Here is a 23,781-nt window from a genome sequence, read left to right on the forward strand (position 1 = left end):
CTCTTTCGCGGTGGGAGCGCTCAGGCGTGGACAGAGACGGACTCGGGCTCGGCGTCCGGGAGTTGGGATTCCAGTTCACGCACCAGCGGCAGCACTCGCTTGCCGAAGTACTCCACCTCCTCGTGGTAGTGCAGAAAACCGAGCAGGAGAAGGTCGACGCCCAACTTCCGGTAGGCGACGATCCGTTCGGCGATCTGCTCCGGGGTCCCGATGAGTCCCGTACGGAAGCCGTCGTTGTACTGCACGAGGTCCTCGAACGTGGAGTCCTGCCACATGCCCCTGCCGTCGGCTGAGGACTGCCCGGCCTGCTTCACCGCGGCCCCGAAGCCCTCGACGGCCTCACGGTCGGCCTTGGCGACGATCTCGCGGAGTGTGTCGCGGGCCTCGGCCTCGGTGTCGCGGGCGATGAGGAAGCCGTTGAGGCCGAACTTCGGTGCGGTGCGGCCGACTTGGGCCGCCGAGTGGCGTACGTCGGCGAGCTGCTCGGTGACGCCGTCGAAGTCCTTGCCGTTGGAGAAGTACCAGTCGGAGACGCGGCCGGCCATCGCGCGGGCGGCGGTGGAGTTGCCGCCCTGGAAGATCTCCGGGTGCGGTCGCTCAGGGGTGTTGAGGGGCTTGGGCTTGAGGGAGAAGTCGCGCAACCGGTAGAAGTCTCCGGCGAGTTCGGTGTGGTCCTCGGTCCAGATCTGGCGCAGGGCCTGGATGAATTCCTCGGAGCGGCGGTAGCGCTCGTCGTGCTCCAGCCAGGGTTCGCCGAGCGCGGTGAACTCGCCCTTGAACCAGCCGGACACGACGTTGACGGCGAAGCGGCCGTTCGACAAGTGGTCGGCGGTGGCGCCGAGTTTGGCGAGGACGCCGGGGTGCCACAGGCCGGGGTGGACGGCGGCGATGACCTTCAGGCGCTGGGTGGCGAGGAGCAGGGCGAGGCTGAAGCTGGTCGACTCGTGCTGGAACTCGGCGCCGTAGCTGGCCATGTAGCGGACCTGGCTGAGCGCGTACTCGAAGCCGTTGTTCTCGGCGAGGACGGCGAGTTCGCGGTTGTACTCGTAGCCCCAGTCGGTGCGTTGCTCGATCTTGCTGGTGACGAGTCCCCCGCTGACGTTGGGGACCCAGTAGGCGAATTTCACGGGCTCTGCGGGCATGCGGAACTCCTGTTGCGGAATACGTTTTCGGGCACGCCGAATCCGGCCGGAGCGATATCCGGCGAATGTCAGGCGGGGGCGAAAAGAAAGCGGCGGATCACAGGACGGAGGTGACGGGGATCAGGCCGCGGTACAACAGGAGGCGCTGGAGACGCGCGCGAGGTCGACATGGCGTCGCCGCGTGAGGTCCAGTCGCATCATCATGCCGTCGATCGTGGCAGCCGCCCGCGGGGACCGTCAAGGAAAACCCGACCGGTCTCGTATCGCGGACCATTGAATTTCACGAACGTGTGACAGGGAAACCCTTGAACAGCCCGGGAAATGGGCCGCATTCTGCGGGCATGCGCACCGAACAGCTGGAATACATCGCGGCCGTCACCCGACTCGGCTCCTTGCGGCGGGCCGCCGAGGAACTGCGCCTGTCACAGCCCGCGTTGAGCGAGACCGTACGCAACCTCGAACGCGAACTCGGCGTCGATCTCCTGGAACGCAAACGGTCCGGCGCGACGATGAGCGCGGAGGGCCGGGAGCTGCTGCCGAAGATCGTCGACGTGCTGGACGCGGTGGACCGGCTGCGGGCGGCGGCCGGCGAACAGCACCGGATCAGCCGCATGGTGCGCGTCGGGACGGTCAACGCGGCGACCGTGCCGCTGCTGCTTCCCGTCGTACGCGAGTTCCGCGCCTCGCATCCGCTCACCCAGGTCGAGGTGGTCGGCGCGCAGCAGACGGACATCCACCGGGCCCTGTCGGAGGGCGGGTTCGATCTCGGGCTGGTGAATCACCTGGACGGTGACGACATGCCGGCCGACTTCGAGTCCACCGAACTGCTGTCCGGACTGCCGGTGGTGTGCGTGCGCCCCGACAGCCCATTGGCGTCCCGGCCGACCGTCACTGTGGACGACCTACTCACCGAGCCGCTGATCGGTATGCGTTCCGGCTATGTGATGCACCGCTATGTCCACCGGCTGCTCGATGGTCGCGGCCCCGCCTTCGCGTACTCGACCGACGGCGCCGAGATGGGCAAGCTCATGGTCGCGGAGGGGCTCGGGGCGACGGTCCTGCCCGACTTCAGCGTGGTCGGGGACCCACTGGAGCGGCTCGGCGCGATCACCTACCGGCCGATCGCCGACGACACGGCCCGCGTCCTGCTGATGCTGCGCCGCCGCCGCGCGGATTCCGTACCGCAGGCGGCCGGGGATCTGCACGAGGCGTTCGTACGACGGGCACGGGAGCTGAGCGGAACACACGCCTGAGGGCCTGAGCCGGTGGACGTCGCCCGGGACGGCGGTCGTACGGTCAGTCCTCGTCGCCCATCGGAACGACCACCAGGAACGCGTCGGACTTCAGGTCCATGACGACCCTGGCGGGCTGACCCTCGGCGCGGCGCCGGGCCGCGAACTCCTCGGCAGGCCATGATCCGCGCGGAGCCCCCGCCGAAAACCGCTTCAACACCTTCGCGCCCATGTCCGCAGACACCTCCAGCATCGTTCCTCGACTCCCCACGGGGACCGTCGTACCTGTTCACCTGCCCCCGATCGACACCGACATGCCAAATTCCTCGGCGGCGGGGACGGCGCCGGGAGCGCGTACGCCCGTCGGGTGACAGCCGCATCCGCCGGGCGCGCCGGACCGGAAGCACCGCACGACCCCTTTTCCCGTCTTCCGGAGAGCGCACCATGAACGTCTCGGTCCTCCTGTTCACCGCCGACCTGCGCCTGCACGACCATCCGGCGCTGCGCGCCGCCGCCGAGGCCCGCCAGGTGGTCCCCCTGTTCGTGCGCGACCTGGGCGTGACGGACGCCGGGTTCGCCGCGCCCAACCGGCTGGCGTTCCTCGCCGACTGTCTGCGCGACCTCGACGCGGGTCTGCGCGCGCGGGACGGCCGGCTGGTGATCAGATCCGGTGACGTCGTCGACGAGGTGTGCAAGGTGGCCGCCGAGACGGATGCCGACGAGGTGCACATGGCGGCCGACGTCAGCGATTACGCGCGGCGGCGCGAACTACGGCTGCGGCGGGCGCTGGAGGCGGAGGGGCGGCGGCTGCACGTCCACGACACCGTGACCACGGCCGTCGCCCCCGGCGCGGTGACACCGGCTTCCTCGGACCACTTCGCGGTCTTCACGCCGTACTTCCGCCAGTGGTCCGGGCAGCACCTGCGCACCCCGCTGACCGCACCGCGCACTGTATGCGTCCCGGACGGTGTCGGTTCAGAGCAACTCCCCTCCCGTACCGGCATCGTTGGGCTGTCGCCGGGCCTGGCGACCGGCGGCGAGACCGAGGGCCGCAGGCTGCTGAACCGGTGGCTGCGCAACGGCATCGCCGAGTACGAGAACCTGCACGACGCCCTGGCCGCCGACGCCACCTCCCGCCTCTCGCCCCATCTCCACTTCGGCACCCTCTCCCCCACCGAACTGGTCCACCGGGCACGGGAGTTGGACGGCCCGGGCGCCGAGGCCTTCGTACGGCAGCTCGCGTGGCGGGACTTCCATCGTCAGGTCCTGGCGGCCAGGCCGTCCGTCGCGACCGCCGACTACCGTACGAAACACGACCGTTGGCGCTCCGGCCGTACGGCCCGCGAGGACATCGCGGCCTGGAAGGAGGGCCGCACCGGCTATCCGCTGATCGACGCGGCGATGCGCCAACTGCGCCACGAGGGCTGGATGCACAACCGGGGACGGCTGCTGACGGCGAGCTTCCTCACCAAGACGCTCTACGTCGACTGGCGCGTCGGCGCCCGGCACTTCCTCGACCTGCTGGTCGACGGCGATGTGGCCAACAACCAGCTCAACTGGCAGTGGATGGCGGGCACCGGCACCGACTCGCGCCCCAACCGGGTCCTCAACCCCGTCACGCAGGCCAAGCGGCACGACCCGGACGGCACGTACGTCCGCCACTGGGTGCCCGAACTCGCCCAGCTGGCGGGCCCGTTGGTGCACGAGCCGTGGAAACTCAGGGGACTTGACCGTGTGGCACTCGGCGACTACCCGGATCCGATCGTCGAACTCGCCGACGGTCTGGCCCGGTTCAGGCGAGGTCGGGCAGGTGACTGAGGTCCGCTGTCAGTGCCGTTCCCCGTACGCCCCGCACATCCCCGACACCATGCCCACGGCGTCCGCCAGGGTCGTCGGCCGCAGCGCGCCCCGCGCCGAGGTGCCGGACCAGCCGGGACCGGCCAGCACCACCGAGGGCTGTCGCCGGGCGCCTTTCACTCCCCAGCGGATGTCGGCGAGGTGCCGGGCCAGCGGCGGGCTCGCCGTGGAGCGCGCCTGTGCCCACAGGACGACGGCCGCCGGACCCAGCCGACGCACCGCCGCAGCGAGTGCCTCCGCAGGTACGGCAGCGCCGAACATCCTTGTGGGCAGGCCGAGTTCACCCAACGCGGCGTTGAGAGCCTCGATGGGGAGGGTGTGCTGTTCGCCGGGTACGCAGGCCAGCACGACGGGCCCGGCGAGCGAGGCGTCCGTCTGTCGGCCTGAGGGCGGGGTGCGGCGGCGCAGGGCGGTGGACACGTGCCAGGACAGCAGGTGCTCCACCTCGACGTAACGGTCCCCGGACGACGCCCACTTGCGCCCCACGGCGTGCAGGGTCGGCACCATCACCTCCTGCCAGGCGACGACGATGCCGTACTGGCCGACGGCATCGGCCAGTTGACGCTCGACGGCCGGTGCGTCGAGCCGTACGGCGGCGCGCGCCAGACCCCGGCACTCCTGGCGCACGTCACCGAGGGGCAGCGCGCCGGGAGCCTGTGACTTCCGGTTCCGTACGGGCATGCGCTCCGCCTGTGAGCCGGCGGCCGCCTTCGCCGCCTCGGCAGGCGGCACACCCGACGAGGTCAGCCGGCACATCTCCTCCAGCAGTGCCACGTCCCGTGCGGTCCAGCGCCGGTGCCGTCCCTCGGCGCGGACCGCGGGCCCGATGCCGTAGCGCCGCTCCCAGGACCGCAGCGTGGTCGGCGCCACGCCCAGCCGGCGGGCCAACGCGCCGGTCGTCAGGGGCACTTCGGCCGTGGACGGATCCGGCGCGTCCCCGTCGGCGGGCAATTCACTCATCCGGCGACTATACGACGCACAATCGACGCGAGTTGATGACCTTGATCCCCGGCTCCCACGATGACCGCACCGGGGCATCCCCAGCAGGTGTCCCCGACCGCCCCGGCCCGAAGTCCCCGCGGCCGGGACTGCCACCGTCCGACGTGAGGAGCCGTCGTCATGAGCCCGCAGCGCAGCGCCGTCTCCCCGAGCCCGGCGGCGGGGTCGCTCACGGACGAAGAGGTGGCCAGGGGGCTGGTGGCGGGCGACGAGGATTGTCTGGCCGTCGCGTATCACCGCTGGTCACCCCTGGTGCACGGCCTGGCGTGGCGTTCACTGAGGGACGTCAAGGAGGCCGAGGACGTGACCCAGCAGGTGTTCCTCGGGGTGTGGCGCGGGCGGCGGGGTTTCCGCCCCGAGCGCGGCACGATCGGCGGCTGGATCGTCGGCATCACCAGGCGCAGGATCGCCGACGCGCTGTCGGCCCGCACCCGGCGCCTGCACCTCGTGGCCGCCGCCGGCTTGTCACTGACCCTCGCCGACCCCGCCGCCCGGAAGCCCGAGGCGGCTCTCGACCGCGTCCTGGTCCTGCACGAGCTGGCCCGGCTGCCCGCGCCCCAGCAGCGCGTGCTGCGGCTGACGTTCTACGAGGACCTCACCCAGACCCAGATCGCGCGGCGCACCGGCTGGCCACTCGGCACGGTCAAGAGTCACGCACGACGTGGGCTCCACCAGTTGCGACGCCGTCTCCAGGACGACGAACACTCTGACCACTACACATAAAGGCGAAATAAGAGCACTATGGAGGTAAGCGGCTTTTACCGCATACCGCACCAGACGCGGTCAGGCCAGCAAGTCAAAGGAGACGAGTCATGGCCAACGTCTCGCACACCAGAGGTGACATGACGAGCCACCCTGATGTCTCCGAAATGCAGGCGCGTTACGCCCGCATGCTCGGTGGACGCGATGTGGCGCTCGTGGACGGACCGGTGTTCCTGCTCGGTCTGTACTGCGCCGTGTCCCCGTGGATACTCCACTACACGACGAGCCAGCCCGCGCTCGTGCCGCACAACCTGATCGTCGGCATCGCGATCGGCCTGCTGGCCCTCGGGTTCACCAGGGCACCGGAGCGCATGTACGGCCTCAGCTGGGCGATGAGCGCCCTGGGTGTCTGGATGATCATCTCGCCGTGGATCGTCGGCGACAACCCCGACAAGGGTGTCATCCTGAACAACGTGATCATCGGCGGACTGGCCGTGATCCTGGGCCTGGTGTGTGCCGGTACGGCGGCGAAGAGCACCCCCAAGCCATAACAGCCCGCGAAGGGAAGGCACGCCGGCGCCGGTCCACGGACCGGTACCGGCGCGTCTGCGCGTGTCCTTTCAGTGCTTCGGCACCATCCACGGCGCCTGCGAGAGAGGGCTGCCGGTTTCGAGGACCGTCTTCAGGTTGGACAGCACGGCCGGCCAGCCGCCGGACACGTCGGACAGCTCGCCCTCGTCGGCGAGGTCCTCGTGGGTGACGGTGAGGCGCACGATGTCCTCGTGGCGCCGGATGTCGTAGGTGACCCGGGAGTACTTGTCCTCCTGGCCCTCGTTCTCCGGCGAGGTCCAGGTGGTCACGAGCCGGGTCGGCCGCTCACTCTCCACCACCGTGCCGACGACATCGGCGATGCCGGAACCGTCCGTGCGCACGTGTTCCCAACGGGAGCCCGGTTGCCAGTCGGACACGTTGCTGTGACCCCAGTAGGCGGCGGTCAGGTCGGCGTCGGTGAGCGCGTCCCAGACCTTCTCGGGCGTGCTCGCGATGTAGGTGACGTAGACGAATGTCGGCTTGTCGGTCATGGCTTCCTCGGCTCGTCGCTTCAGGGCGCCGAGCGCGCGCAGGCGCGGGCGCTCGAACTTGTCGATCCAGCGCTCCTGCATCTCGTGCAGCGGGACCGGATTGAGATAGTGCAGCTTCTCCCGCCCGCGCCGCACCGTACTGACCAGGTTGGCGGCCTCCAGAACGGCCAGATGCTGGGTCACCGACTGACGGGTCATGTCGATGCGCCCGCACAACTCACCGAGCGTCTGCCCGTTGTCCTCGTGCAGCCGGTCCAGCAGGCGTCTGCGGGTCTCGTCGGCCAGAGCCTTGAAGACCGCGTCCATCCCTGAGTCGTGTTCGGATCGCACACTCAACGTTATGCAGGCAGTTACCTGCATGTCAAGGCAGGGCGGCTTCGTCCGATTCATTCCGGTCTTTCATTCCGGCCTACGACGCCTCAGCCCAGGAACGCGCCCAGCTCGCGACGGTGCGCGGCCACCCAGTCGTACGCGTCCCGGATCTCGTCCACGACCCCACTCGCCCGCAGACCGACCATGCCCCGCTCACCGCGCGCGGCACCGGCCTCGATGCCTCGCCGGCACCGGTCCTGCCACCACAGGACAGTGTCGAGGAGCCGGCCGGTGCCGTCGACTTCATCGAGGCCGTAGGCCTCACAGATCAGCGCGATCCGGCGGGCTGTCCCGGTCACGTCGGTGATGCCCGGGCCGAGGTCCAGGAACTGCCAGCAGACGTGGGCGACGTCGTGGACGCGCTCGCCCGGGGCGGCGAGATCCCAGTCGACGAAGGCCACCGGGTGCCACGCGCTGTCGTAGACGGTGTTCTTGGGAGCCAGGTCGTTGTGACAGACGACGTCCTGGTCACCGGCCTGTGGCGTGCCGTGCGTCAGGTCGTGGAAGACGCGGACGAGCTGCGCGACGCGGACCAGGCTGTCGTCGGTGCGGGCGGCGGATCGTTCGTCGGGGGTTACGGCCGCCCGGCCCTCGATGTACTGGAACACCTCCCGCCCTCGCTCGTCCGTGCCGAGGAAACGCGGCGCCCCTGACCATCCGCGCCGCTCGAACAGCGCGAGCAGTCCGGTCACGAAGGCCGCCTGCTCCGGCGCGGTGGGAGTGCGTCGTACGGTCTCCCCGATCCGTACGACCGCGTTGATCGCGCCTCCACCGAGCGCTGTTTCCTCCACGTGGCCCGCCTCCCCGAATTCGATCGACCGCACGAGTATCGCTCGGCACGCTGCTCGCATGGATCATGCGGAGGCACTGCTCATCGGGGGACGCGCCGGAGTCGGGAAGACGACCGTCGGCTGGGAGGTGTCTGCGCGGCTGCGGGCGGCAGAGGTCGCCCATGCCGTGATCGACGGGGACTTCATGGGGCAGGTGCACCCGGCGCCGGACGGCGATCCGCACCGGGCGGTGATCGGCGAGGCCAACTTGACCGCCGTATGGGGGAATTACGCCGCGCTGGGATATCGGCGGCTCGTGTACACGAACACGGTGAGCGTGCTCGACGAGGCGGCGGGGCAGTTCCGTCGGGCGATGGGCACGGACGTGCGGATCGTACGCGTGCTACTGACCGCCTCCGACGAGACGGCAGCCGCGCGGCTGAACGGGCGCGAGATCGGCAGCGAGTTGGAGCACGAGCTAGCCAACAGCACTCGTAAAGCACGCGTGTTGGACCAGCGCCCGCCCGTCGACACCGTGCGGGTGGTGACCGACGGGCGCTCTGTCGTCGATATCGCAGGGGACGTGCTGGCCGCGACCGGCTGGGTCAACAGCCTCTAGGCACCGGCGGGTTCGGTGTCCGGGGCCGCTTCCGTGAGGTACTCCTCCGTGATCTCCTTGGGGCCGAACGGCCACACCTTCTCGAAGCGGGCCCAGATGACGAACGCGACGCAGCCCAGGGCCAGCCAGGCGAGGGACCACTCGATGGAGTGGCGGCCCGGGGAGTTCTTGTCCGCGTAGCCGTAGATCACGCACCAGCCGACGAAGGCGACGATGCTCGGCACGGGGTAGAGCCACATGCGGTAGGGGCGGCGCAGGGTCGGCTGGCGTTTACGCAGGACCGTCAGGGCGATGATCTGGGCCAGCGCCTGGACGATGACCATCACCGTGGTGAGGAGTTGGATCAGGGTCGCCAGGTCCGTGTGGCGGCCGATCAGGAAGCCGATCGCCGTGATCACGCCCATCGTGGCGAGGCCCAGCATCGGGAAGCGGTGCTTGGGGTGGAGCTTGGCGTAGGGGCGGAAGAAGACGCGTTCGCGGGCCGCGTCGTAGGGGACCCGGGAGCCGCCGAGGAGGCCGGTGAAGACCGAGGCGAAGGCCGTGATGAGGATCAGGACGGTGACCGTGTCGGCGGCGCCCTTGCCCCAGGTCTCCTCCAGGACCGCCGAGGCCACCGACGTGGAGGCGATGTCGTTCACGTTCGTCATCCGGTGCCAGTCGATGACGCCGAGGGTGCCGATCTGCAGCATCAGGTAGATCGCCATGATGCCGACGATGGAGAAGAGGATGGAGCGCGGGAGGGTGCGGCCCGGGTCCTTGATCTCGGCACCCATGTAGGCGGTGGTGTTGTAGCCGAGGTAGTCGTAGATGCCGATGGTGAGGCCGCCGGCGAAGCCGAGCCAGAAGTGGTCGCTGCCCAGGTCGAAGGCGTGCGCCGGGTACGTGAAGGCGAGGTGCGAGCTGAAGTCGCTCGCGGCGGCCACGATGACCAGGAACACCGCGGCGATCATCACCGTCCACATCACGGCGGTGATGCGCGCGATGTTCTCGATGCCGCGCCACAGCAGGAGGATCACCACGGCGATCACGCCCAGGCCGATCAGGTCACCAGACGTCTGGCCCAAGTCCGGTGCCAGATAGCCGAGATACTGCACGAAGCCGACCACGCCGGTCGACATGATCAGCGGGATGAAGAGCATCGCCGTCCACACGAACAGGAACGGCATCAGGCGACCCGTGCGGTACTGGAAGGCCTGGCGCAGATAGACGTAGCTGCCGCCGGAGCCGGGCATCGCGGCGCCCATCTCGGCCCACACGAGCCCGTCGGCGAGCGCGAGGACCGCGCCCGCGACGAAGCCGATCACCGCCTGCGGTCCGCCGAACGCGGCGACCATCAGCGGGATCGTCACGAACGGACCGATGCCGCACATCTGGCTCATGTTGATGGCGGTGGCCTGGAAGAGGCCGACACGGCGGACGAACCCGCCGTCGGGGGGCGGGCTACCGGGAGGCGGACTACCGGACATGGGGACTCCTGGGGCTGGTCACGGCGAGAGGAATACGGCGAGAGCGGTACGGGTGGCCCGGCGCGGGTGACTGGGCGATAAAGTTAAGGAGCCTTACTAGACTCGTCAAGAGGCTGTCCCGGATGCCGGAGAATGATGCGATGCCCGCCAGTGACGCCGTGGAGCGACCGGAACAGCCTTGGAGTCGGCAGCGGCTGCGCAGTACCAACGCGCGGCTGCTGCTCGACCGGCTGCGCACCGCCGGTGCCGCCTCGCGCGCCCAACTCGCCCGCGAGACAGGCCTGTCGAAGCCGACGGTCTCCAGCGCGCTGGCCGCGTTGGAGGAGGCGGGACTGGTCCACGAGGTCGGCACGCAGGCCCCCGAGCGCGGCCGGACCGCCGTGCTGTACGCCCCCGATCCGTCCGCCGGGTACGCGCTCGGCATCGACGTCGGGCGGAGCTGGCTGCGGGTCGCGGTCGCCAATCTGGACGGCGAGGTGGTGGCCCGCGCGGACGTCCGCAACCGGGCCCGCAGCTCGGGCGCCATGGCCCAGCTGGTGGTCGCCACCGCGCATCAGGTCGTCGCGAACTCCGAGGTCGGACCGGCCGCGGTGGTGCACGCCGTGGTGGGCACACCCGGTGTCTACGACGAGCAGCGGCGCCGGGTGCGGTACGCGATGCATCTCCCGGGCTGGGGCCGGGCCGGGCTGTTCGACCGGATGCGGGAGGAACTGGGCATCCCGCTGGAGGTGCACAACGACGCGAATCTCGCGGCGCTGGGCGAGTACACGTACGGCGTCGGCGCGGGCAGCCGGCTGTTCGCTTACATCATGATCGGCACCGGTCTCGGCATGGGTGTGGTCAGCGAGGGGCGGCTGTTCACGGGGGCGCACGGCGGTGCCGGGGAGATCGGGTTCCTGCCGTGGCCGGGGCAGCAGAAGCCGGAGACGCTGGAGGACGCGGTCTCCGGGGTGGCCGTCGTGGAGGCGGCCCGCAGGTTCGGCATGAGCGGGCAGCAGCTCACCGCGAAGGCGGTGTTCGACGCGGCCCGGCAGGGAAACGCCGCCGCGATCAAGGCGGTTGAGCTGGAGGGCGAGCGGATCGCGCACACGGTGGCGGCGGCCGCGGCCGTCCTCGATCCGGACCTCGTCGTGCTGGGCGGCGGCGTCGGACACAGCGTGGATCTGCTGCTGCGCCCGGTGCGGGAGAACCTGCGCGCGCTCACTCCGCTCCGGCCGAAGATCGTGCCCAGCGCGCTGGGCGAGGACGCGGTGCTGCTGGGTGCCGTGGCCACCGCTCTGGGCACCGCGCGGGACCTCGTGTTCGAGCGCCACGCGGCGTCCTGAGCAACTCGCTCACGGGCAACGGTGATTGACAGGCCCCCTCGCGCGCCCTACCTTCTGGTGCGGTTAGTAAAGCTTCCTAACTTGACGAGGCTGGAGACCGCCGTGTTCCACCGCCCCGCCGTTCCCCCACTCCTCAGAAGCCGGCTGGCCACGGCCGCGGTCGCGCTCGGCCTGCTGGGTTCCCTCACCACCAGCGCGTGGGCGGAGGCCCGGGAGTCGTCCCCGCCGCAGCGCGCGCGGGTCCCGGTGACCGCCGTACGCTCGACCGCCGGGGCCGCCACCCCGCTGTCCGGCTACGCGATCCAGTCGTCCGCCAAGGTCACCGACTCCGCCTCGGCCGTCTCCTCCCCCGGCTATCCGGCGACCGGCTGGTACCCGGCCGACGCCCGCTCGACCGTCCTCGCGGCCCTGATCGCCGACGGCGTCTACCCGGACCCCTTCTACTCGACCAACCAGCGGAAGATCCCGAAGGCCGACTTCCAGGTGCCGTGGTGGTATCGCAGCGACTTCACGGTCGCCGACCCCGGCAAGCGCACCTACCTCGACTTCAGCGGGGTGATCTCGGCGGCGGACGTCTACGTCAACGGCAAGCGGATCGCCAAGTCCTCGGACGTCAACGGCGCTTACACGCAGCACGAGTTGGACGTCACCGCGCTCGTCCGCTCCGGCACGAACACCGTCGCCTTCCGCATCCAGCCCAACGACCCGAACAAGAACCTCACCATGGGCTGGATCGACTGGCTCCAGCCGCCGCCCGACGAGAACATGGGCATCGTCCGTGACGTCCTCGTCCGGCGCGGTGGCCCGGTGGCGCTGCGCGACGCACATGTGGTGACGAAGCTGGCCGTACCGTCGCTGGCGACCGCGGACCTGACGGTGAAGGCACAGGCGCGCAACGACTCGAACGCACCCGTCACGGCACAGGTCAGGGGCAGCATCGGCAGCACGGCCTTCGCGAGGACCGTCTCCCTCGCCGCACACCAGACGAAGACCGTCACCTTCGGCCTCCACCTGACCTCCCCCAAGGTCTGGTGGCCCGCGGGCATGGGCGGCCAACCGCTCTACGGCCTCGACCTCACCGCCTCCGTGAACGGCACCCCCTCCGACACCGCGCACCAGACCTTCGGCATCCGCGATGTCCAGGCCACACTGAACTCCGACGGCGACCGCCAGTACCGCGTCAACGGCCGCAAGTTGCTGATCAAGGGCGGCGGTTGGTCACCGGACGAGTTCCTGCGCTGGGACAAAACATATGTCGAGGACCGCCTGAAGTACGCCCTCGACCTGGGCCTGAACACCATCCGCCTGGAAGGCCACATCGAGCCGGACGAGTTCTTCGACCTGGCCGACCGCTACGGCATCCTGACGCTTCCCGGCTGGGAGTGCTGCGACAAGTGGGAGGGCCAGGTCAACGGGGACGAGACCGGCGACAAGTGGACCGCCGCCGACTACCCGGTCGCCAAGGCGTCGATGGCCGCCGAGGCCGCCCGGCTGCGCGACCACCCGAGCGTGATCTCCTTCCTCATCGGCAGCGACTTCGCCCCCGACGCGAGGATCGAGAAGACGTACCTGGACGCCCTGAAGGCTGCCGACTGGAAGACCCCGGTGGTCGCCGCCGCGTCCGACAACTCCTCACCGGTCAGCGGCAGTTCGGGCATGAAGATGACCGGCCCCTACGACTGGATCCCGCCGAACTACTGGTACGCCAAACGCGAGGGCGGCGCCACCGGCTTCAACTCCGAGACCAGCGCGGGCCCCGACATCCCCACCCTCGACACCCTGCGCCGCATGATGACCCCGGCCGAACTGGCCACCCTCTGGAAGAACCCGACCGCCAAGCAGTACCACCGCTCCCCGTCCTCCACCTTCAACACCCTCAAGCTCTACGACAACGCCCTCACCGGCCGCTACGGCCCACCCACGAGCCTCACCGACTACGTCCGCAAGGCGCAGCTCGCCCAATACGAGAACGTGCGGGCCCAGTTCGAGGCGTACGGGCGCAACGCCACCGACGCCTCGAAGCCGGCGACCGGGGTCGTCTACTGGATGTTCAACAGCGGCTGGACCTCCCTGCACTGGCAGTTGATGGACCGTTACCTCGACCAGGGCGGTGCCTACTTCGGCGCGAAGAAGGCGAACGAGCCGCTGCACATCCAGTACTCGTACGACAACCGCTCGGTCGTCGTGGTGAACAACCGGAACGCCTCCGCACACCAACTCACCGCGCGCGCAACGCTGTTCAACACCGACGGCACGCGGAAGTACGACAAGAAGGTGACCGGGGTGAAGGTCTCCGGCGGCGGCGCGCACAGCACGGCGCTCACCCTGCCCCCGCCCTCGTCGGTGAACGGGCTGTCGACGACGTACCTGGTACGGCTGACCCTGACCGACGCGTCCGGCAAGGAGGTCAGCCGGAACGTGTACTGGCTCTCCGGCAGGCCCGACACGCTCGACTGGGCACACACCGACTGGTACTACACGCCGACGACGAGCTACGCCGATCTCAAGGGGCTCAACTCGATGGCACAGACGCCGGTTTCGGTGACGGCGTCGACCAAGGCGGGCGCGGACGGCACGTCGACCACGACGGTCACGGTGCGCAACTCCGGGAAGGGGAAGGGTGAGGGGAAGTCTCCTTCACTCCTCACCGACGTCCATCTCGTGGACTCGGCGGGCAAGCCGGTGCTGCCGGTGCAGTGGTCCGACAACGAAGTGAGCCTGTGGCCCGGGGAGTCGACGACACTGACGGCGACCTACCGGACGGCCGATCTGCACGGGTCGGCGCCACGGGTGCGGGTCTCCGGCTGGAACACACCGGAGCGGACGGTCCCGGCGCCGTAAGAACGAACAGTCCCTGCACCGTAAACCCGTGGGGCCCGGCCGCCGCCGGGCCCCACCGGTCGTCTTCAGCTGACGTTCAGCGCCGTGTCGTCGATGACGAAGGACGTCTGGAGGGTGGACCCTTCGACGCCGGTGAACTTGATGGTGGCGGTGGTGCCGGCCAGGGAGGAGACGTCGAAGGACTTCAGGACGTATCCCGAGGCCGCGTTCAGGTTGGAGTACGTGGCCAGGGTGGTGGATCCGGCGGTGACCGTCAGTTTGTCGTAGGCGGTGCTGGTGGTGGTCTCCGCGGTGTCCACGTGCAGATAGAAGCTGAGGGTGGCGGAGCAGCCGGACGGGATGGTCACCGACTGGGACAAGGTGTCGGTGGTGGCGGTTCCGTAGCCGTCCAGCCATGCCTTGTACGAACCGGTGCGGGCGGCCTCGCTGCTGGAGGTGGTGATGACGCCGCTGCTGGCGGTCCAGGTGGTGTTGCCGGACTCGAAGCCCGGGTTGCCGAGCAACTGGGCGGCGGTGCAGGTGCCGTCGCCGCCTCCCCCACCACCGCCGCTGGTGCCTTCGCCGGCCAGCCACGCGGTGGCGTTGAGGGCGAGGGGTGCGTTGGTGGCGCCGGTGTCGTTCCAGCCGTCGTAGAGCGTGTTGCCGGACTGGCCGGTGCCGTCGTCGACCGGTGAGGTGTCGCCCCAGAAGGCGACGCGGCCGCTGCCGAAGGTGCTGGTGGCGAAGAAGGCACCGGTGTTGCCGGAGTAACCGCTGCGGTAGAGCAGGCCCTTGACCGCGGAGTTGTCGGCGGGCTTCAGGGTGGCCGTCGTGCCGTCGGCGATCAGGCTCTTGGTGACGGTACCGAAGGAGCCGTGCAGGACCGGGTCGGTGCTGTCGCTGATCGCGGCCGGGTACCCGGAGCTGACGTCGAGGGTGTCGATGGAGAAGCCGAACGGGTCGGTGGAGTCGACGCTGTTGTTCGTCATCAGGTCGTTGAAGATCTCGACCGCGTCGTAGCCGTCGTTGTTGCGGTCGGCGCCGGTGTGGTCGGAGATCATGAAGAGGCCGCCGCCGTTCTTGACGAACGTCATGATCGCGGTCTTCTCGGCGGTCGTGAACAGCGTGTTGGGCTCGGGCAGGACCAGCGTGTCGAAGTTCGACAGGTCGGTCGTCGCGGAACCGCCGTACGTGAGGGCGCTGGTGGCGGTCTTCAGGCTGTAGCTGCCGGTCTTCTGCAGGGCGACGCCCCATGAGGAGAGCGCCCCGGTCCAGTCCGTCTCGGCGGACGGGGTGGAGTCCTGGGACAGCGGGTCGGGCTTGCTGGTGGAGATGATCCAGTCCGCGTTGCCCGCCTCCTCGGCGTGGCCGTCGTCGAACAGGACGCGGTGTGTGGTGGCCGCGTGCGCGGGCGTGGCCGTGGTGGTGACCTGGAGGGCCGCCCCCGTGACGAAAAGTCCCAGGCCGGCGAGGGCGGTGGTGAGTCTGCGGCGGGATCTTCTGGATCCAAGCATCCGTCGAACCTCCGTGAGGGGATGGGGAAGGGTGCGGTGCGGGCGCCTGATCTGCGCGCGTAGAACGGTAGTTGGGGAGTTCTACACGCGTTGAACGATTGAAAGGTACATGGCATGAAGGGGTGGTGAACAGAAAGTCCCGGCAATAACAGGCAACAAAACTCCGGCGGACTGCCTTGGCATCCAGCGGGCACATGAAGAGAGCAGGACTATCGACAAAGAGGGGCGGAGATGGAGATCTCGGGCATCATCAGTGCCATCATCATCGGCATCATCATTGGCGTGCTGGGACGGCTCGTCGTCCCTGGGCGCCAGCGCATAGGTGTTCTGCTGACGATCGTCGTCGGCATCGTGGCCGCGCTCATCGGCGCGGCGATCGCATCCGGCCTGGGGGTCGAGGACACCAACGGCATCGACTGGATCGAGTGGCTCATCCAGATCGGCCTGGCGGCGGTCGGCATAGCCGCGCTGGACCGGTCGAGGGCGCGCCGCTGAGCCTGAGGCGGGACATACGTCACGGGTGAGACGCGGGACGTGCGTCACCGGGTGAGACCGGGCGGCGGCCGACTACTGCGGGCCTGCCGCCCGATCCCCCGCTTCCCGCACTCCCGACTCTCCTCACGGAGAACCTTTGACACCACGGATCACCGCGCACCACCCCGCATCACCCCGCATCACTCCGCTCGTCGATCCGGAGTCCGGCCCGTCGGGTCGGCTGCGCTGCGCCTGTTCCTCCGTTCTTCAAGGAGGGGCAGGCGCAGCTGGCATGAGGCACCAACCACCCCTGGGCTACGGCCCGTTCGGCCCCGGCGTGCGGCTCAGCGCGCGGCACGCATCGCGGCGAGGCCGTCGCTGCTGGACGCGTACACGGGCGTCCAGCCCAGTTCCCGCTCGGCCTTCGCGCTGGACACGGGCAGGTTGCTGGTCGTCATCGTGTGCGCGTAGGACATCGGCCGAACCGTCCACAGCGGTACGGCCATTGGCCTCGGCAGGCCGAACTCCCTCGCCACGCACAGGACATGAGCGCGGAAGCCGAGCGGTGTGCGGTCGGTGATGTTGTACGCCTGACCGGGGCGCCCGTGTTCGACGGCGGCGGCCACCGCGCGGGCCGCGTCGGTGAGTTCGACCCAGGGCAGGACCCGGCCGTGGTCGTCGGGGGCGGGCAGTCGGCGTCGGCGCAGCATGGGGAGGAGAGCGTCGGTGCCACCGGGACCGTAGAAGAGGCCGAAGCGGAGTGTGATGCCCTCCAAGTCCTTTGCCTCGAAGGTGAGTTGCTCCTTGGTGCGCATGCCCTCGATGTGCTTCTCCAGCTCCGGGGTGGTGCCGCGCGGGCCGAAGGGGTCGTCCTCGGTGAGGGGGCGGGTGCCGAAGTCCCCGTAGCCGTAGCCGAAGACCATCGACTCGGCGATGAAGCGGCGGGCGCCGGTGGACTGCGCGGCCTCGATGAGGTGGGCGGTGCCTTCGATGCGCAGGGCGTCGGTGGCGTGCATGTCGCGGTGGCGCATGGGTGCCTTGCGCAGGGCGGTCGCGGCGTGGATCACCGTGTCGAAGTGGTGTCCGTCGACCGCGCGGAGCAGTCCGTCGCGGTCCATGAGGTCGGCGCGGACGCCGTTGCCGGGTCCTCGGCCGAGGCCGGTGACCTTGTGGCCGGCGTCGGTCAGGGCCTTGGTGATGTGGCCGCCGAGGACGCCGGTGGCACCGGCGAGGAGGATGCTCCGGCCGTTCTCGTTGCCCTGGCTGTTCTCGTTGCCCTGGTTGCTCTCGTTCGTCGTCATGACGGTGCGACGGATCGGGTCGGCGCGGATGTGACATCGGCCGTCCGGGCTGCGGGTCTACGGCTCGTAGACGTACGGCGTGGTCGTGGTCAGCGGGGAGAAACCGAGGCGTTCGAGGATGGGGCGGCTCTGGTCGGAGGCGTCGACCTGGAGGTAGCGGTAGCCGCGGTCCGCGGCGATGCGGGCGCGGTGGGCGATCAGGGCGCGGTAGATGCCGCGGCCCCGCCAGGCCTTGACCGTGCCGCCGCCCCACAGGCCGGCGAACCGGGTGCCGGGGACGAGTTCCATACGGGCCGCGCTCACCGGTTCGTCGCCGGCGAGGGCGACGACGGCGACAACCGTGTCGGGTTCGGCGGCGAGTTGGGCGAGCAGGCGGGCGCGCAGCCGGGTGCTGTCCGTACCGAAGGCCTTCTCGTGGACGTCGGCCACCAGGTCGACGCCGGCCTCGTCGGTGGCGGGCAACAGGCGGATGCCGTCCGGCAGTTGGGCGTCGAGGGTGAGTGAGCTGACCTCGCCGATCATCAGCGTCTCCTGCGGCTCGGGCGTGAACCCGGCCGCCGACAGCCGCTGTCCGAGATCCGTCGGCAGATCGTGGCCGTAGAGCTTCCACTCGAAGTCGCGGCCGAGCCCGGTGAAGAACGCGATCTGCTCGGCGATCGCCGCGTCGGCGTCCGTCTCGTCGAGGTCCGACCACAGGACGCCGTTCCAGCCGGTCGCGTCGGCTGCGACCTGGCGCACCACTCCCCCGACCCGTTCGACGCGGGATCCCGGGCCGTCGGGTCGGGCGCCTTCGCGCAGGTCGCGGTCGTGGAGGGCGAGTACCGAGGTGTGATCCATGGGCTCACTTCAACATCCGCGGGCGGCCCCGGCAACGGGATTACGAGCCCTGCGCCGGCACGTCCGGTCGTACCGCCGCCAGATACGCGCTCAGCCTGTCGCGGTTGCGGGCCAGACAGTCGATGCGGGCCTGGATCCGGTCGATGTGGTCGCTGAGCAGGGCGGCCGTCTCGGGGGTCAGGCAGTCGGCGGGGACGTGGATCTCGTCCGGGCCGGAGAGATAGGGCAGGATCGCGCGGATCATCTCGGTGGTGAGCCCCGAGTCCAGCAGCCCGCGGATCTGCTGGACGTCCCGGACCGCGGGCTCGCCGTAGAAGCGGTAGCCGTTCTCGGTGCGGTCGGGGTGCAGCAGGTGCTGTTCCTCGTAGTAGCGCAGGAGGCGGGTGGGGACGCCGGTGCGGCGGGAGAGCTCGCCGATCTTCATACCTGCCTCCGGGGTGTGCGGGCGGGGCCGTGGTCGAGCGGAGCCGTGCGCGCGGGGCTCGCCAGCGGGGAGGCGGGCCGTAGTTGTCGGGCTTGCTTGCGGGGCCTCGCTTGCCTTCACACTGATGTGAGGGTTCGACCATGGTCCCATGACCACCGCTTCCCCGGCCAAGGGCACCGTCCTGCCCTGGTCCGGGCTCCTCGCCCTGTCCACGGCCGCCTTCACCGCCGTCCTGACGGAACTCCTCCCCGCCGGTCTGCTGCCCCGGATGGCTCCGGCGCTCGGCGTGTCCGAGGCACGGGTCGGCTTCCTGGTCACCGGTTACGCGGTCGCCTCCTTCCTCGCCGCGATCCCGGTCACCGCGGCCCTGCGCGGGCTGCCGCGCCGTCCGGTCCTCGTCGGTACGCTGCTGGGCTTCGCCTGCGCCAACGCGGTGGTCGCGCTGTCGTCGTCGTACGCCGTCACCTTCGGCGCCCGGCTGCTGGCCGGGGTCATGGGCGGCACGATGTGGGCGATGCTCGCCGGGTACGCCGCCCGGATGGTGCCGGTCGAGCGCCGCGGCCGGGCCATCGCGATCGTGCTGGCCGGAATCACCCTCGCGCTGTCCCTGGGCGTACCCGCCGGCACCGCGCTCGCCGGGGCGGTCGGCTGGCGCACGGCGTTCGCGATGCTGGCCGGGCTGTCGGTCCTGGTGGTGGTCTGGATACGGCTGCGGGTCCCCGGCTTCCCGGGTGAACTCCCGGGCGCACGCGTCCCGTTGAGGGGTGTCGCCGCGCTCCCGGGGATTCCGGCGATCCTGTCGGTCACACTGTTCCTGCTGCTGGGGCATCAGGTGATGTACACGTACGTCGCCCCGTTCGCCGCGCACTCCGGCTACGGCCGTACGGACGTCGTCCTGCTGGTGTTCGGGGTCGCCACGGTCGTCGGGATCTGGGCCACCGGGGTGCTCGTGGACCGGTGGGCGCGGCCCACACTGGTGGGCGCGACAACACTGTTCGTGGCGGTCATGTGTGTGCTGGGCCTGTATGGCGACTCCCCCGCGGTGCTGCTCACCTCCGTCGTGGTGTGGGGAGTCGCCTTCGGCGGGGCCCCGACGCTGATCCAGACCGCGCTCGTCAACGCCTCCGGTCCCGAACACGCTGATGTGGCGACGTCGTTGCAGACCACGGTGTACAACGCGGGTATCGCCGGGGGCTCGTTCACCGGTGGGCTCGCGCTGTCGGGGATGGGCGCGGGGGCCTTGCCCTGGACGGCGTTGCCGTTGGTCGCGGGCGCGCTCGCCATGGTCGTACTGGGCCGCCGGTACGCGTTTCCGGCGGCGCCCGTAGAGGCCGAGGGGCGCGTCAACTCGCCCTGCGCATAGGCTCGATGCCGGCCGGCACACCGACCTTGCGCGTACCCGCCCGTAGACGTACGTGGCTGTCAGGACGCAGCGTCACGGGCCTTGGGCGGCCTACGCGGTTGTGGCGATGCCGCCGTCGACGGGGATCACGGCGCCCGTCAGGTATGCGCCCGCCCGGCTGGCGAGGAACACGGCGACACCCGCCATGTCGTCGTCGCGGCCGATCCGGCGCAGTGGGGCCGACGCCGCGATCGCCTCGCCGAGCTCATCGAGGGTTGCGGCCATCATCTTCGACGGGAACGGTCCCGGCGCCACGGCGTTCACGGTGACGTGCTGCGGTCCCAGTTCCCTGGCGAGCACTCTGGTGAGTTGATGCAGTGCGGCCTTGCTGCTGGAGTACGAGTAGTTGGGCCGCTGGGGGATGTGGATGGCGGCGATGCTGCCGATGTTGATGATCCGCGCGGGATCGTCGGCGGTGCCCGCCTTGCGCAGCGCGGGCAGCAGCGCCTGGACCAGCCAGAACGGCGACTTCAGGTTGAGGTCGACGACCGTGTCCCAGGCCGCGTCCGGGAACGTCGCCAGCGGCTCGTCCCACATGGCGCCCGCGTTGTTGACGAGGATGTCGAGACGCTCCGAGTCGGCGGTGACGAGGTCGGACAGTCGCCGGCACTCGTCGTGGCGGGACAGGTCGGCGGGGACGGCCCGCACCTCACCGAATGGGGACAGCTGTTCCTGCGCCTGAGCGCACGCTTCCGCGTCGCGTGAGCTGATGACCACGCGGGCGCCCGCCTGGAGAAGGCCTCGCGCGATCATCATCCCGATGCCTCTGGTGCCACCAGTGACGAGCGCGCGCTTTCCGCGCAGATCGAAGAGTTCTGCATGCGTTGTGAATTGGTTGTCCACCACTTGCCGTCTTTCTCGTTGGTCGTGCGGGATGACGCGTCGACGCGTCGGGTGTTTCGGCTCCGCTGTCTCGACGCTATGGCCGTGAAGTGCACTTCAAGCAAGCGGATCAGCACCTGCCCTCGCCCGTACGACGCGCCCGCAGAGCCGGTCACCACGCAGGGAGCCGACGAACACCGACCCCCGCGCCCCACAGGGCATGACCATCAACGATCAAGATCAACTCTCGCGACAGACCCTGGGGTGGCCGCGTCCGGCCGCCTGGTTCCTCTCGTACAACGTCACGAGCTTCGCGTGCCGCGGCATGTCCCGGCGGAGTCGTTCGGCCCACTCGGGTGTCAGAAATCCGTGATTGGCCACGAACCGACCGTCATCGCGGACGGCGACGTAGAGGAGGTGTCCGTCCGGGGACCAGAAGTGCCTTGTCCCAGAACGGAGTTCGCGTATCTGCTCACGATCCCAGTGGGCCGACGACGGACGGCTCCGCGCCATCTCCTCATGTCTGGCGATCGTCTGCTCGTGGGTGATCCACGACCTCACGCGCACCGCCTCCTGGTACTCCTCCACGGTGAGCCGGACACCGAACTCCCAGAGCCTGGGCAGCATTTCCAGTTGCGCCGCCTCCTTGAGGTACCGGGTCCGCTCCGACGCGGCCCCGCGCCGCCCGGCGGCCTCCGCGTCGTGCCGATGGCTCGCGAGTCCCCTCTCCTGATCGAACCGCAGAATGCTCGCCCAGTTGAGTTCTTCCTCGCCGGTCATACCCGTCTCCCTCCGCTCGGCAGAATCGAGCCCAAGACACTTGGTTGCGGCCTCACTTGAGGCCCGAGTGGGCCAGGCCCTCGACGAACTGGCGCTGGGCGACGACGAAGACGATCAGGACCGGCAGGACGGTCATGGTGGCGGCCGCCAGTTGGGTGTTCCACATGTCGGCCCCGTAGGAGTCGGTGAACCGGGTGAGTGCCTGCGGCAGCGTGAACAGTTCCGGCGAGGTGAGGTAGACGGTGGGTTCCAGGTAGAGGTTCCACGAGGTGAGGAACGTCAGGATCGCGACCGCGGACAGCGCCGGCTTGGCCAGCGGCAGGAAGATCCGCCACCAGAGCGCCGGGCGGCCGAGGCCGTCCAGCCGGCCCGCCTCCTCCAGCTCGGCCGGAAGCGCGATGAAGAACTGCCGCATGATGAAGGTGGCCAGGACACAGGGGCCGGCCAGCGCGGTGACCAGGATCAACGGCCAGTGCGTGTTGATCATCCCGGCCCGCTTGAACATCTGGAACAGCGGCACGATCGTCACCTCGCTGGGCACCAGGAGACCGACCAGCACCACCAGGAAGAGAGCGTTCGCGCCGGGGAAGCGGATCCGGGCGAAGGCGTACCCGGCGAGGCTGGAGACCAGCAGGGTGATCACGGTGACCAGGACGGCGATGTACACGCTGTTCGCGTACTGCCGGGCGAAGGGCTGGAAGCTGAACGCCTCGCGGTACGCGGACAGCGTGGGGTCGGAAGTCCACAGCGACGGCGGGGACTTGAAGATCTCGGGCAGCGGCTTCACCGAAGCGGCCACCATCCAGACGGTCGGCACCACGAACGGGATCGCCAGCACTCCGAGGCCCGTCACCAGGAACGCCCGCCGCAGGACGGATCTCGACCTACTGCTCATGGAACACCCACTTCCGGCGCAGCTGCCACTGCAGCAGGGTCAGCAGCATGACGAAGGACAGCAGCATCAGGGCCAGCGTCGAGCCGTAGCCGATGTGGTTGAACTCGAAGGCCTGCTGGAAGACGTAGTAGACGAGCACGGTGGTGCTCAACTCCGGGCCGCCGCCGGTCAGTACGGCGATCTGCGCGAACGACTGCAACGCCCCGACGATGGTGATGATCGAGGTCAGCAGCACCGTGGGTGAGATGAGCGGCAGCGTGATCCGGGTGAACATCACCCTGCTTCCCGCGCCGTCTATCCGGGCGGCTTCGTACAGGTTCGACGGCACGCCCTGCAACGCGGCCAGGAAGAGCACCATGTTGACGCCGACGCTGCGGATCACCTGCGTGAAGATCACCGACACCATCGCGGTGTCGCCGTGCTGGAGCCAGTTCGGGCCCGTGATGCCGACCGTGCCGAGAAGGCCGTTGACACCGCCATTGTCCTGGAGCAGGAAGCCCCAGACCAGGGTCCACGCCACCACGGAGACGACGACCGGGGAGAAGAACAGGGTGCGGAAGAACGTCGCTCCGCGGAACCGCCGGTTCAGGAGTACGGCGAGCAGCAGGCCCAGGCCGATGTTCAGGATCACGACACCGACGCAGAAGACGGCGGTGGCCCACAGCACCGAGGGCAGTTGCGGATCGTCGGCCAGGGCGGCGTAGTTGTCGGTTCCGACGAAGGTCTGCTCGCCGGTGAAGACGTTCCAGTCGCTCAGGCTGTACCAGATCGCCAGTCCGACCGGGATCAGCACGAACAGCACGACCCCGGCGAGCTGCGGAGCGATGAACAGGTAGCCGGCGAGCACATCCCTGCGCCGGCTCGTCCAGAACGGTGGGGCGGAGGCGCTCCGGGCTCCTGTCGGTGCCCGGGAGGCGTCCGGTGTCGTCGCGGGGGTCTTCATGAG

The 23,781-nt window shown here is 69.5% G+C and carries 24 protein-coding genes; 9 read left to right on the forward strand and 15 right to left on the reverse strand.

Translation table 11 applies throughout. The features are described 5' to 3' along the window. Positions 1-20 precede the first annotated feature (20 nt). Both sfnG and ACNFOC_RS07555 read right to left on the reverse strand, forming a co-directional pair. Positions 21-1,142, reverse strand: coding sequence for a dimethylsulfone monooxygenase SfnG (gene sfnG, locus ACNFOC_RS07550; protein WP_416957935.1), 1,122 nt, complete (start codon positions 1,140-1,142; stop codon positions 21-23). 120 nt (positions 1,143-1,262) lie between these two features. Further along, entirely contained in the window at positions 1,263-1,346 is an 84-nt protein-coding gene (locus ACNFOC_RS07555) for a putative leader peptide (RefSeq protein WP_351305882.1), read from the reverse strand. 137 nt (positions 1,347-1,483) lie between these two features. Here ACNFOC_RS07555 and ACNFOC_RS07560 point away from each other — a divergent pair, with 137 nt between their 5' ends. Further along, on the forward strand, positions 1,484-2,395 hold the full coding sequence (locus tag ACNFOC_RS07560) for a LysR family transcriptional regulator (RefSeq protein ID WP_416957937.1): 912 nt from the start codon (positions 1,484-1,486) through the stop codon (positions 2,393-2,395). A gap of 43 nt (positions 2,396-2,438) precedes the next feature. Here the strand turns inward: ACNFOC_RS07560 and ACNFOC_RS07565 are convergent, their stop codons facing one another. Beyond that, on the reverse strand, positions 2,439-2,627 hold the full coding sequence (locus ACNFOC_RS07565; RefSeq protein ID WP_416957939.1) for a DUF8839 family protein: 189 nt from the start codon (positions 2,625-2,627) through the stop codon (positions 2,439-2,441). Positions 2,628-2,818: 191 nt separating this feature from the next. Here ACNFOC_RS07565 and ACNFOC_RS07570 point away from each other — a divergent pair, with 191 nt between their 5' ends. Then, positions 2,819-4,192, forward strand: a complete 1,374-nt coding sequence (locus ACNFOC_RS07570) for a cryptochrome/photolyase family protein (protein WP_416957941.1) — start codon at positions 2,819-2,821, stop codon at positions 4,190-4,192. Positions 4,193-4,201: 9 nt separating this feature from the next. On the opposite strand, the gene ACNFOC_RS07575 is transcribed toward ACNFOC_RS07570, so the two are convergent. Beyond that, positions 4,202-5,191, reverse strand: a complete 990-nt coding sequence (locus tag ACNFOC_RS07575; protein ID WP_416957943.1) for a MerR family transcriptional regulator — start codon at positions 5,189-5,191, stop codon at positions 4,202-4,204. A gap of 159 nt (positions 5,192-5,350) precedes the next feature. Here ACNFOC_RS07575 and ACNFOC_RS07580 point away from each other — a divergent pair, with 159 nt between their 5' ends. Then, positions 5,351-5,953: a sigma-70 family RNA polymerase sigma factor gene (locus tag ACNFOC_RS07580; RefSeq protein WP_416957945.1), complete on the forward strand. Its 603-nt coding sequence runs from the start codon at positions 5,351-5,353 to the stop codon at positions 5,951-5,953. An 89-nt stretch (positions 5,954-6,042) separates the two neighbouring features. Then, positions 6,043-6,483 carry an SPW repeat protein gene (locus ACNFOC_RS07585; protein ID WP_416957947.1) on the forward strand — a complete coding sequence of 147 codons (441 nt, stop codon included), beginning with the start codon at positions 6,043-6,045 and terminating at the stop codon, positions 6,481-6,483. Between the two features lie 69 nt (positions 6,484-6,552). On the opposite strand, the gene ACNFOC_RS07590 is transcribed toward ACNFOC_RS07585, so the two are convergent. Both ACNFOC_RS07590 and ACNFOC_RS07595 read right to left on the reverse strand, forming a co-directional pair. Then, entirely contained in the window at positions 6,553-7,320 is a 768-nt protein-coding gene (locus ACNFOC_RS07590) for an ArsR/SmtB family transcription factor (RefSeq protein WP_416957949.1), read from the reverse strand. A gap of 113 nt (positions 7,321-7,433) precedes the next feature. Next, the gene (locus ACNFOC_RS07595) at positions 7,434-8,177 is read right to left on the reverse strand and encodes a phosphotransferase (RefSeq protein WP_416957951.1); all 744 of its coding nucleotides are present in this window, start codon (positions 8,175-8,177) and stop codon (positions 7,434-7,436) included. Between the two features lie 58 nt (positions 8,178-8,235). Here ACNFOC_RS07595 and ACNFOC_RS07600 point away from each other — a divergent pair, with 58 nt between their 5' ends. Then, positions 8,236-8,775, forward strand: coding sequence for an ATP-binding protein (locus ACNFOC_RS07600; RefSeq protein WP_416957953.1), 540 nt, complete (start codon positions 8,236-8,238; stop codon positions 8,773-8,775). Here ACNFOC_RS07600 and ACNFOC_RS07605 read toward each other — a convergent pair. Further along, entirely contained in the window at positions 8,772-10,241 is a 1,470-nt protein-coding gene (locus tag ACNFOC_RS07605; protein ID WP_416957955.1) for an APC family permease, read from the reverse strand. The two genes, ACNFOC_RS07600 and ACNFOC_RS07605, sit on opposite strands and share 4 nt — an antisense overlap. 140 nt (positions 10,242-10,381) lie before the next feature. Here ACNFOC_RS07605 and ACNFOC_RS07610 point away from each other — a divergent pair, with 140 nt between their 5' ends. Together ACNFOC_RS07610 and ACNFOC_RS07615 are read left to right on the forward strand one after the other, a co-directional pair. Then, positions 10,382-11,566, forward strand: a complete 1,185-nt coding sequence (locus ACNFOC_RS07610) for an ROK family transcriptional regulator (RefSeq protein ID WP_416957957.1) — start codon at positions 10,382-10,384, stop codon at positions 11,564-11,566. A gap of 102 nt (positions 11,567-11,668) precedes the next feature. Beyond that, positions 11,669-14,407, forward strand: a complete 2,739-nt coding sequence (locus ACNFOC_RS07615; RefSeq protein WP_416957997.1) for a glycoside hydrolase family 2 protein — start codon at positions 11,669-11,671, stop codon at positions 14,405-14,407. Positions 14,408-14,472: 65 nt separating this feature from the next. On the opposite strand, the gene ACNFOC_RS07620 is transcribed toward ACNFOC_RS07615, so the two are convergent. Further along, entirely contained in the window at positions 14,473-15,900 is a 1,428-nt protein-coding gene (locus ACNFOC_RS07620) for a hydrolase (RefSeq protein WP_416957959.1), read from the reverse strand. 231 nt (positions 15,901-16,131) lie between these two features. On the opposite strand from ACNFOC_RS07620, the gene ACNFOC_RS07625 reads away from it, so the two are divergent. Further along, the gene (locus ACNFOC_RS07625) at positions 16,132-16,395 is read left to right on the forward strand and encodes a GlsB/YeaQ/YmgE family stress response membrane protein (protein ID WP_416957961.1); all 264 of its coding nucleotides are present in this window, start codon (positions 16,132-16,134) and stop codon (positions 16,393-16,395) included. A gap of 323 nt (positions 16,396-16,718) precedes the next feature. Here ACNFOC_RS07625 and ACNFOC_RS07630 read toward each other — a convergent pair whose 3' ends face one another. From ACNFOC_RS07630 to ACNFOC_RS07640, 3 genes are read right to left on the reverse strand one after another with little or no spacing between them, the layout of a single operon-like run. Further along, entirely contained in the window at positions 16,719-17,675 is a 957-nt protein-coding gene (locus tag ACNFOC_RS07630; protein ID WP_416957963.1) for an NAD-dependent epimerase/dehydratase family protein, read from the reverse strand. A gap of 57 nt (positions 17,676-17,732) precedes the next feature. Further along, complete coding sequence (locus ACNFOC_RS07635) at positions 17,733-18,512, reverse strand: GNAT family N-acetyltransferase (protein ID WP_416957965.1); 780 nt, start codon at positions 18,510-18,512, stop codon at positions 17,733-17,735. Positions 18,513-18,552: 40 nt separating this feature from the next. Then, positions 18,553-18,936: a MerR family transcriptional regulator gene (locus ACNFOC_RS07640; protein ID WP_416957967.1), complete on the reverse strand. Its 384-nt coding sequence runs from the start codon at positions 18,934-18,936 to the stop codon at positions 18,553-18,555. Between the two features lie 148 nt (positions 18,937-19,084). Here ACNFOC_RS07640 and ACNFOC_RS07645 point away from each other — a divergent pair, with 148 nt between their 5' ends. Next, the gene (locus ACNFOC_RS07645) at positions 19,085-20,299 is read left to right on the forward strand and encodes an MFS transporter (RefSeq protein WP_416957969.1); all 1,215 of its coding nucleotides are present in this window, start codon (positions 19,085-19,087) and stop codon (positions 20,297-20,299) included. Between the two features lie 90 nt (positions 20,300-20,389). Here ACNFOC_RS07645 and ACNFOC_RS07650 read toward each other — a convergent pair whose 3' ends face one another. The 4 genes from ACNFOC_RS07650 to ACNFOC_RS07665 all read right to left on the reverse strand — a co-directional run bounded on the left by ACNFOC_RS07650 (position 20,390) and on the right by ACNFOC_RS07665 (position 23,778). Then, on the reverse strand, positions 20,390-21,184 hold the full coding sequence (locus ACNFOC_RS07650) for an SDR family oxidoreductase (RefSeq protein WP_416957971.1): 795 nt from the start codon (positions 21,182-21,184) through the stop codon (positions 20,390-20,392). A 216-nt stretch (positions 21,185-21,400) separates the two neighbouring features. Continuing rightward, positions 21,401-21,940, reverse strand: coding sequence for a hypothetical protein (locus tag ACNFOC_RS07655; RefSeq protein WP_416957972.1), 540 nt, complete (start codon positions 21,938-21,940; stop codon positions 21,401-21,403). 52 nt (positions 21,941-21,992) lie between these two features. Next, positions 21,993-22,835 (reverse strand): carbohydrate ABC transporter permease, encoded by an 843-nt coding sequence (locus tag ACNFOC_RS07660; protein ID WP_416957974.1) that lies wholly within the window; start codon positions 22,833-22,835, stop codon positions 21,993-21,995. Beyond that, positions 22,825-23,778, reverse strand: coding sequence for a carbohydrate ABC transporter permease (locus ACNFOC_RS07665; RefSeq protein ID WP_416957976.1), 954 nt, complete (start codon positions 23,776-23,778; stop codon positions 22,825-22,827). Before ACNFOC_RS07665 ends, ACNFOC_RS07660 begins: the two co-directional genes overlap by 11 nt. Positions 23,779-23,781: the final 3 nt, after the last annotated feature.

This window comes from Streptomyces colwelliae (genome assembly GCF_048158785.1).
Classification (GTDB): domain Bacteria; phylum Actinomycetota; class Actinomycetes; order Streptomycetales; family Streptomycetaceae; genus Streptomyces.

Excerpts from the sequence above, each read along its gene's own strand:
- sfnG (WP_416957935.1), bottom strand. The coding sequence starts at position 1,142 with ATGCCCGCAGAGCCCGTGAAATTCGCCTACTGGGTCCCCAACGTCAGC.
- ACNFOC_RS07555 (WP_351305882.1), bottom strand. The coding sequence starts at position 1,346 with ATGATGATGCGACTGGACCTCACGCGGCGACGCCATGTCGACCTCGCG.
- ACNFOC_RS07560 (WP_416957937.1), top strand. The coding sequence starts at position 1,484 with ATGCGCACCGAACAGCTGGAATACATCGCGGCCGTCACCCGACTCGGC.
- ACNFOC_RS07565 (WP_416957939.1), bottom strand. The coding sequence starts at position 2,627 with ATGCTGGAGGTGTCTGCGGACATGGGCGCGAAGGTGTTGAAGCGGTTT.
- ACNFOC_RS07570 (WP_416957941.1), top strand. The coding sequence starts at position 2,819 with ATGAACGTCTCGGTCCTCCTGTTCACCGCCGACCTGCGCCTGCACGAC.
- ACNFOC_RS07575 (WP_416957943.1), bottom strand. The coding sequence starts at position 5,191 with ATGAGTGAATTGCCCGCCGACGGGGACGCGCCGGATCCGTCCACGGCC.
- ACNFOC_RS07580 (WP_416957945.1), top strand. The coding sequence starts at position 5,351 with ATGAGCCCGCAGCGCAGCGCCGTCTCCCCGAGCCCGGCGGCGGGGTCG.
- ACNFOC_RS07585 (WP_416957947.1), top strand. The coding sequence starts at position 6,043 with ATGGCCAACGTCTCGCACACCAGAGGTGACATGACGAGCCACCCTGAT.
- ACNFOC_RS07590 (WP_416957949.1), bottom strand. The coding sequence starts at position 7,320 with ATGGACGCGGTCTTCAAGGCTCTGGCCGACGAGACCCGCAGACGCCTG.
- ACNFOC_RS07600 (WP_416957953.1), top strand. The coding sequence starts at position 8,236 with ATGGATCATGCGGAGGCACTGCTCATCGGGGGACGCGCCGGAGTCGGG.
- ACNFOC_RS07605 (WP_416957955.1), bottom strand. The coding sequence starts at position 10,241 with ATGTCCGGTAGTCCGCCTCCCGGTAGCCCGCCCCCCGACGGCGGGTTC.
- ACNFOC_RS07610 (WP_416957957.1), top strand. The coding sequence starts at position 10,382 with ATGCCCGCCAGTGACGCCGTGGAGCGACCGGAACAGCCTTGGAGTCGG.
- ACNFOC_RS07620 (WP_416957959.1), bottom strand. The coding sequence starts at position 15,900 with ATGCTTGGATCCAGAAGATCCCGCCGCAGACTCACCACCGCCCTCGCC.
- ACNFOC_RS07625 (WP_416957961.1), top strand. The coding sequence starts at position 16,132 with ATGGAGATCTCGGGCATCATCAGTGCCATCATCATCGGCATCATCATT.
- ACNFOC_RS07630 (WP_416957963.1), bottom strand. The coding sequence starts at position 17,675 with ATGACGACGAACGAGAGCAACCAGGGCAACGAGAACAGCCAGGGCAAC.
- ACNFOC_RS07635 (WP_416957965.1), bottom strand. The coding sequence starts at position 18,512 with ATGGATCACACCTCGGTACTCGCCCTCCACGACCGCGACCTGCGCGAA.
- ACNFOC_RS07640 (WP_416957967.1), bottom strand. The coding sequence starts at position 18,936 with ATGAAGATCGGCGAGCTCTCCCGCCGCACCGGCGTCCCCACCCGCCTC.
- ACNFOC_RS07645 (WP_416957969.1), top strand. The coding sequence starts at position 19,085 with ATGACCACCGCTTCCCCGGCCAAGGGCACCGTCCTGCCCTGGTCCGGG.
- ACNFOC_RS07655 (WP_416957972.1), bottom strand. The coding sequence starts at position 21,940 with ATGACCGGCGAGGAAGAACTCAACTGGGCGAGCATTCTGCGGTTCGAT.
- ACNFOC_RS07660 (WP_416957974.1), bottom strand. The coding sequence starts at position 22,835 with ATGAGCAGTAGGTCGAGATCCGTCCTGCGGCGGGCGTTCCTGGTGACG.
- ACNFOC_RS07665 (WP_416957976.1), bottom strand. The coding sequence starts at position 23,778 with ATGAAGACCCCCGCGACGACACCGGACGCCTCCCGGGCACCGACAGGA.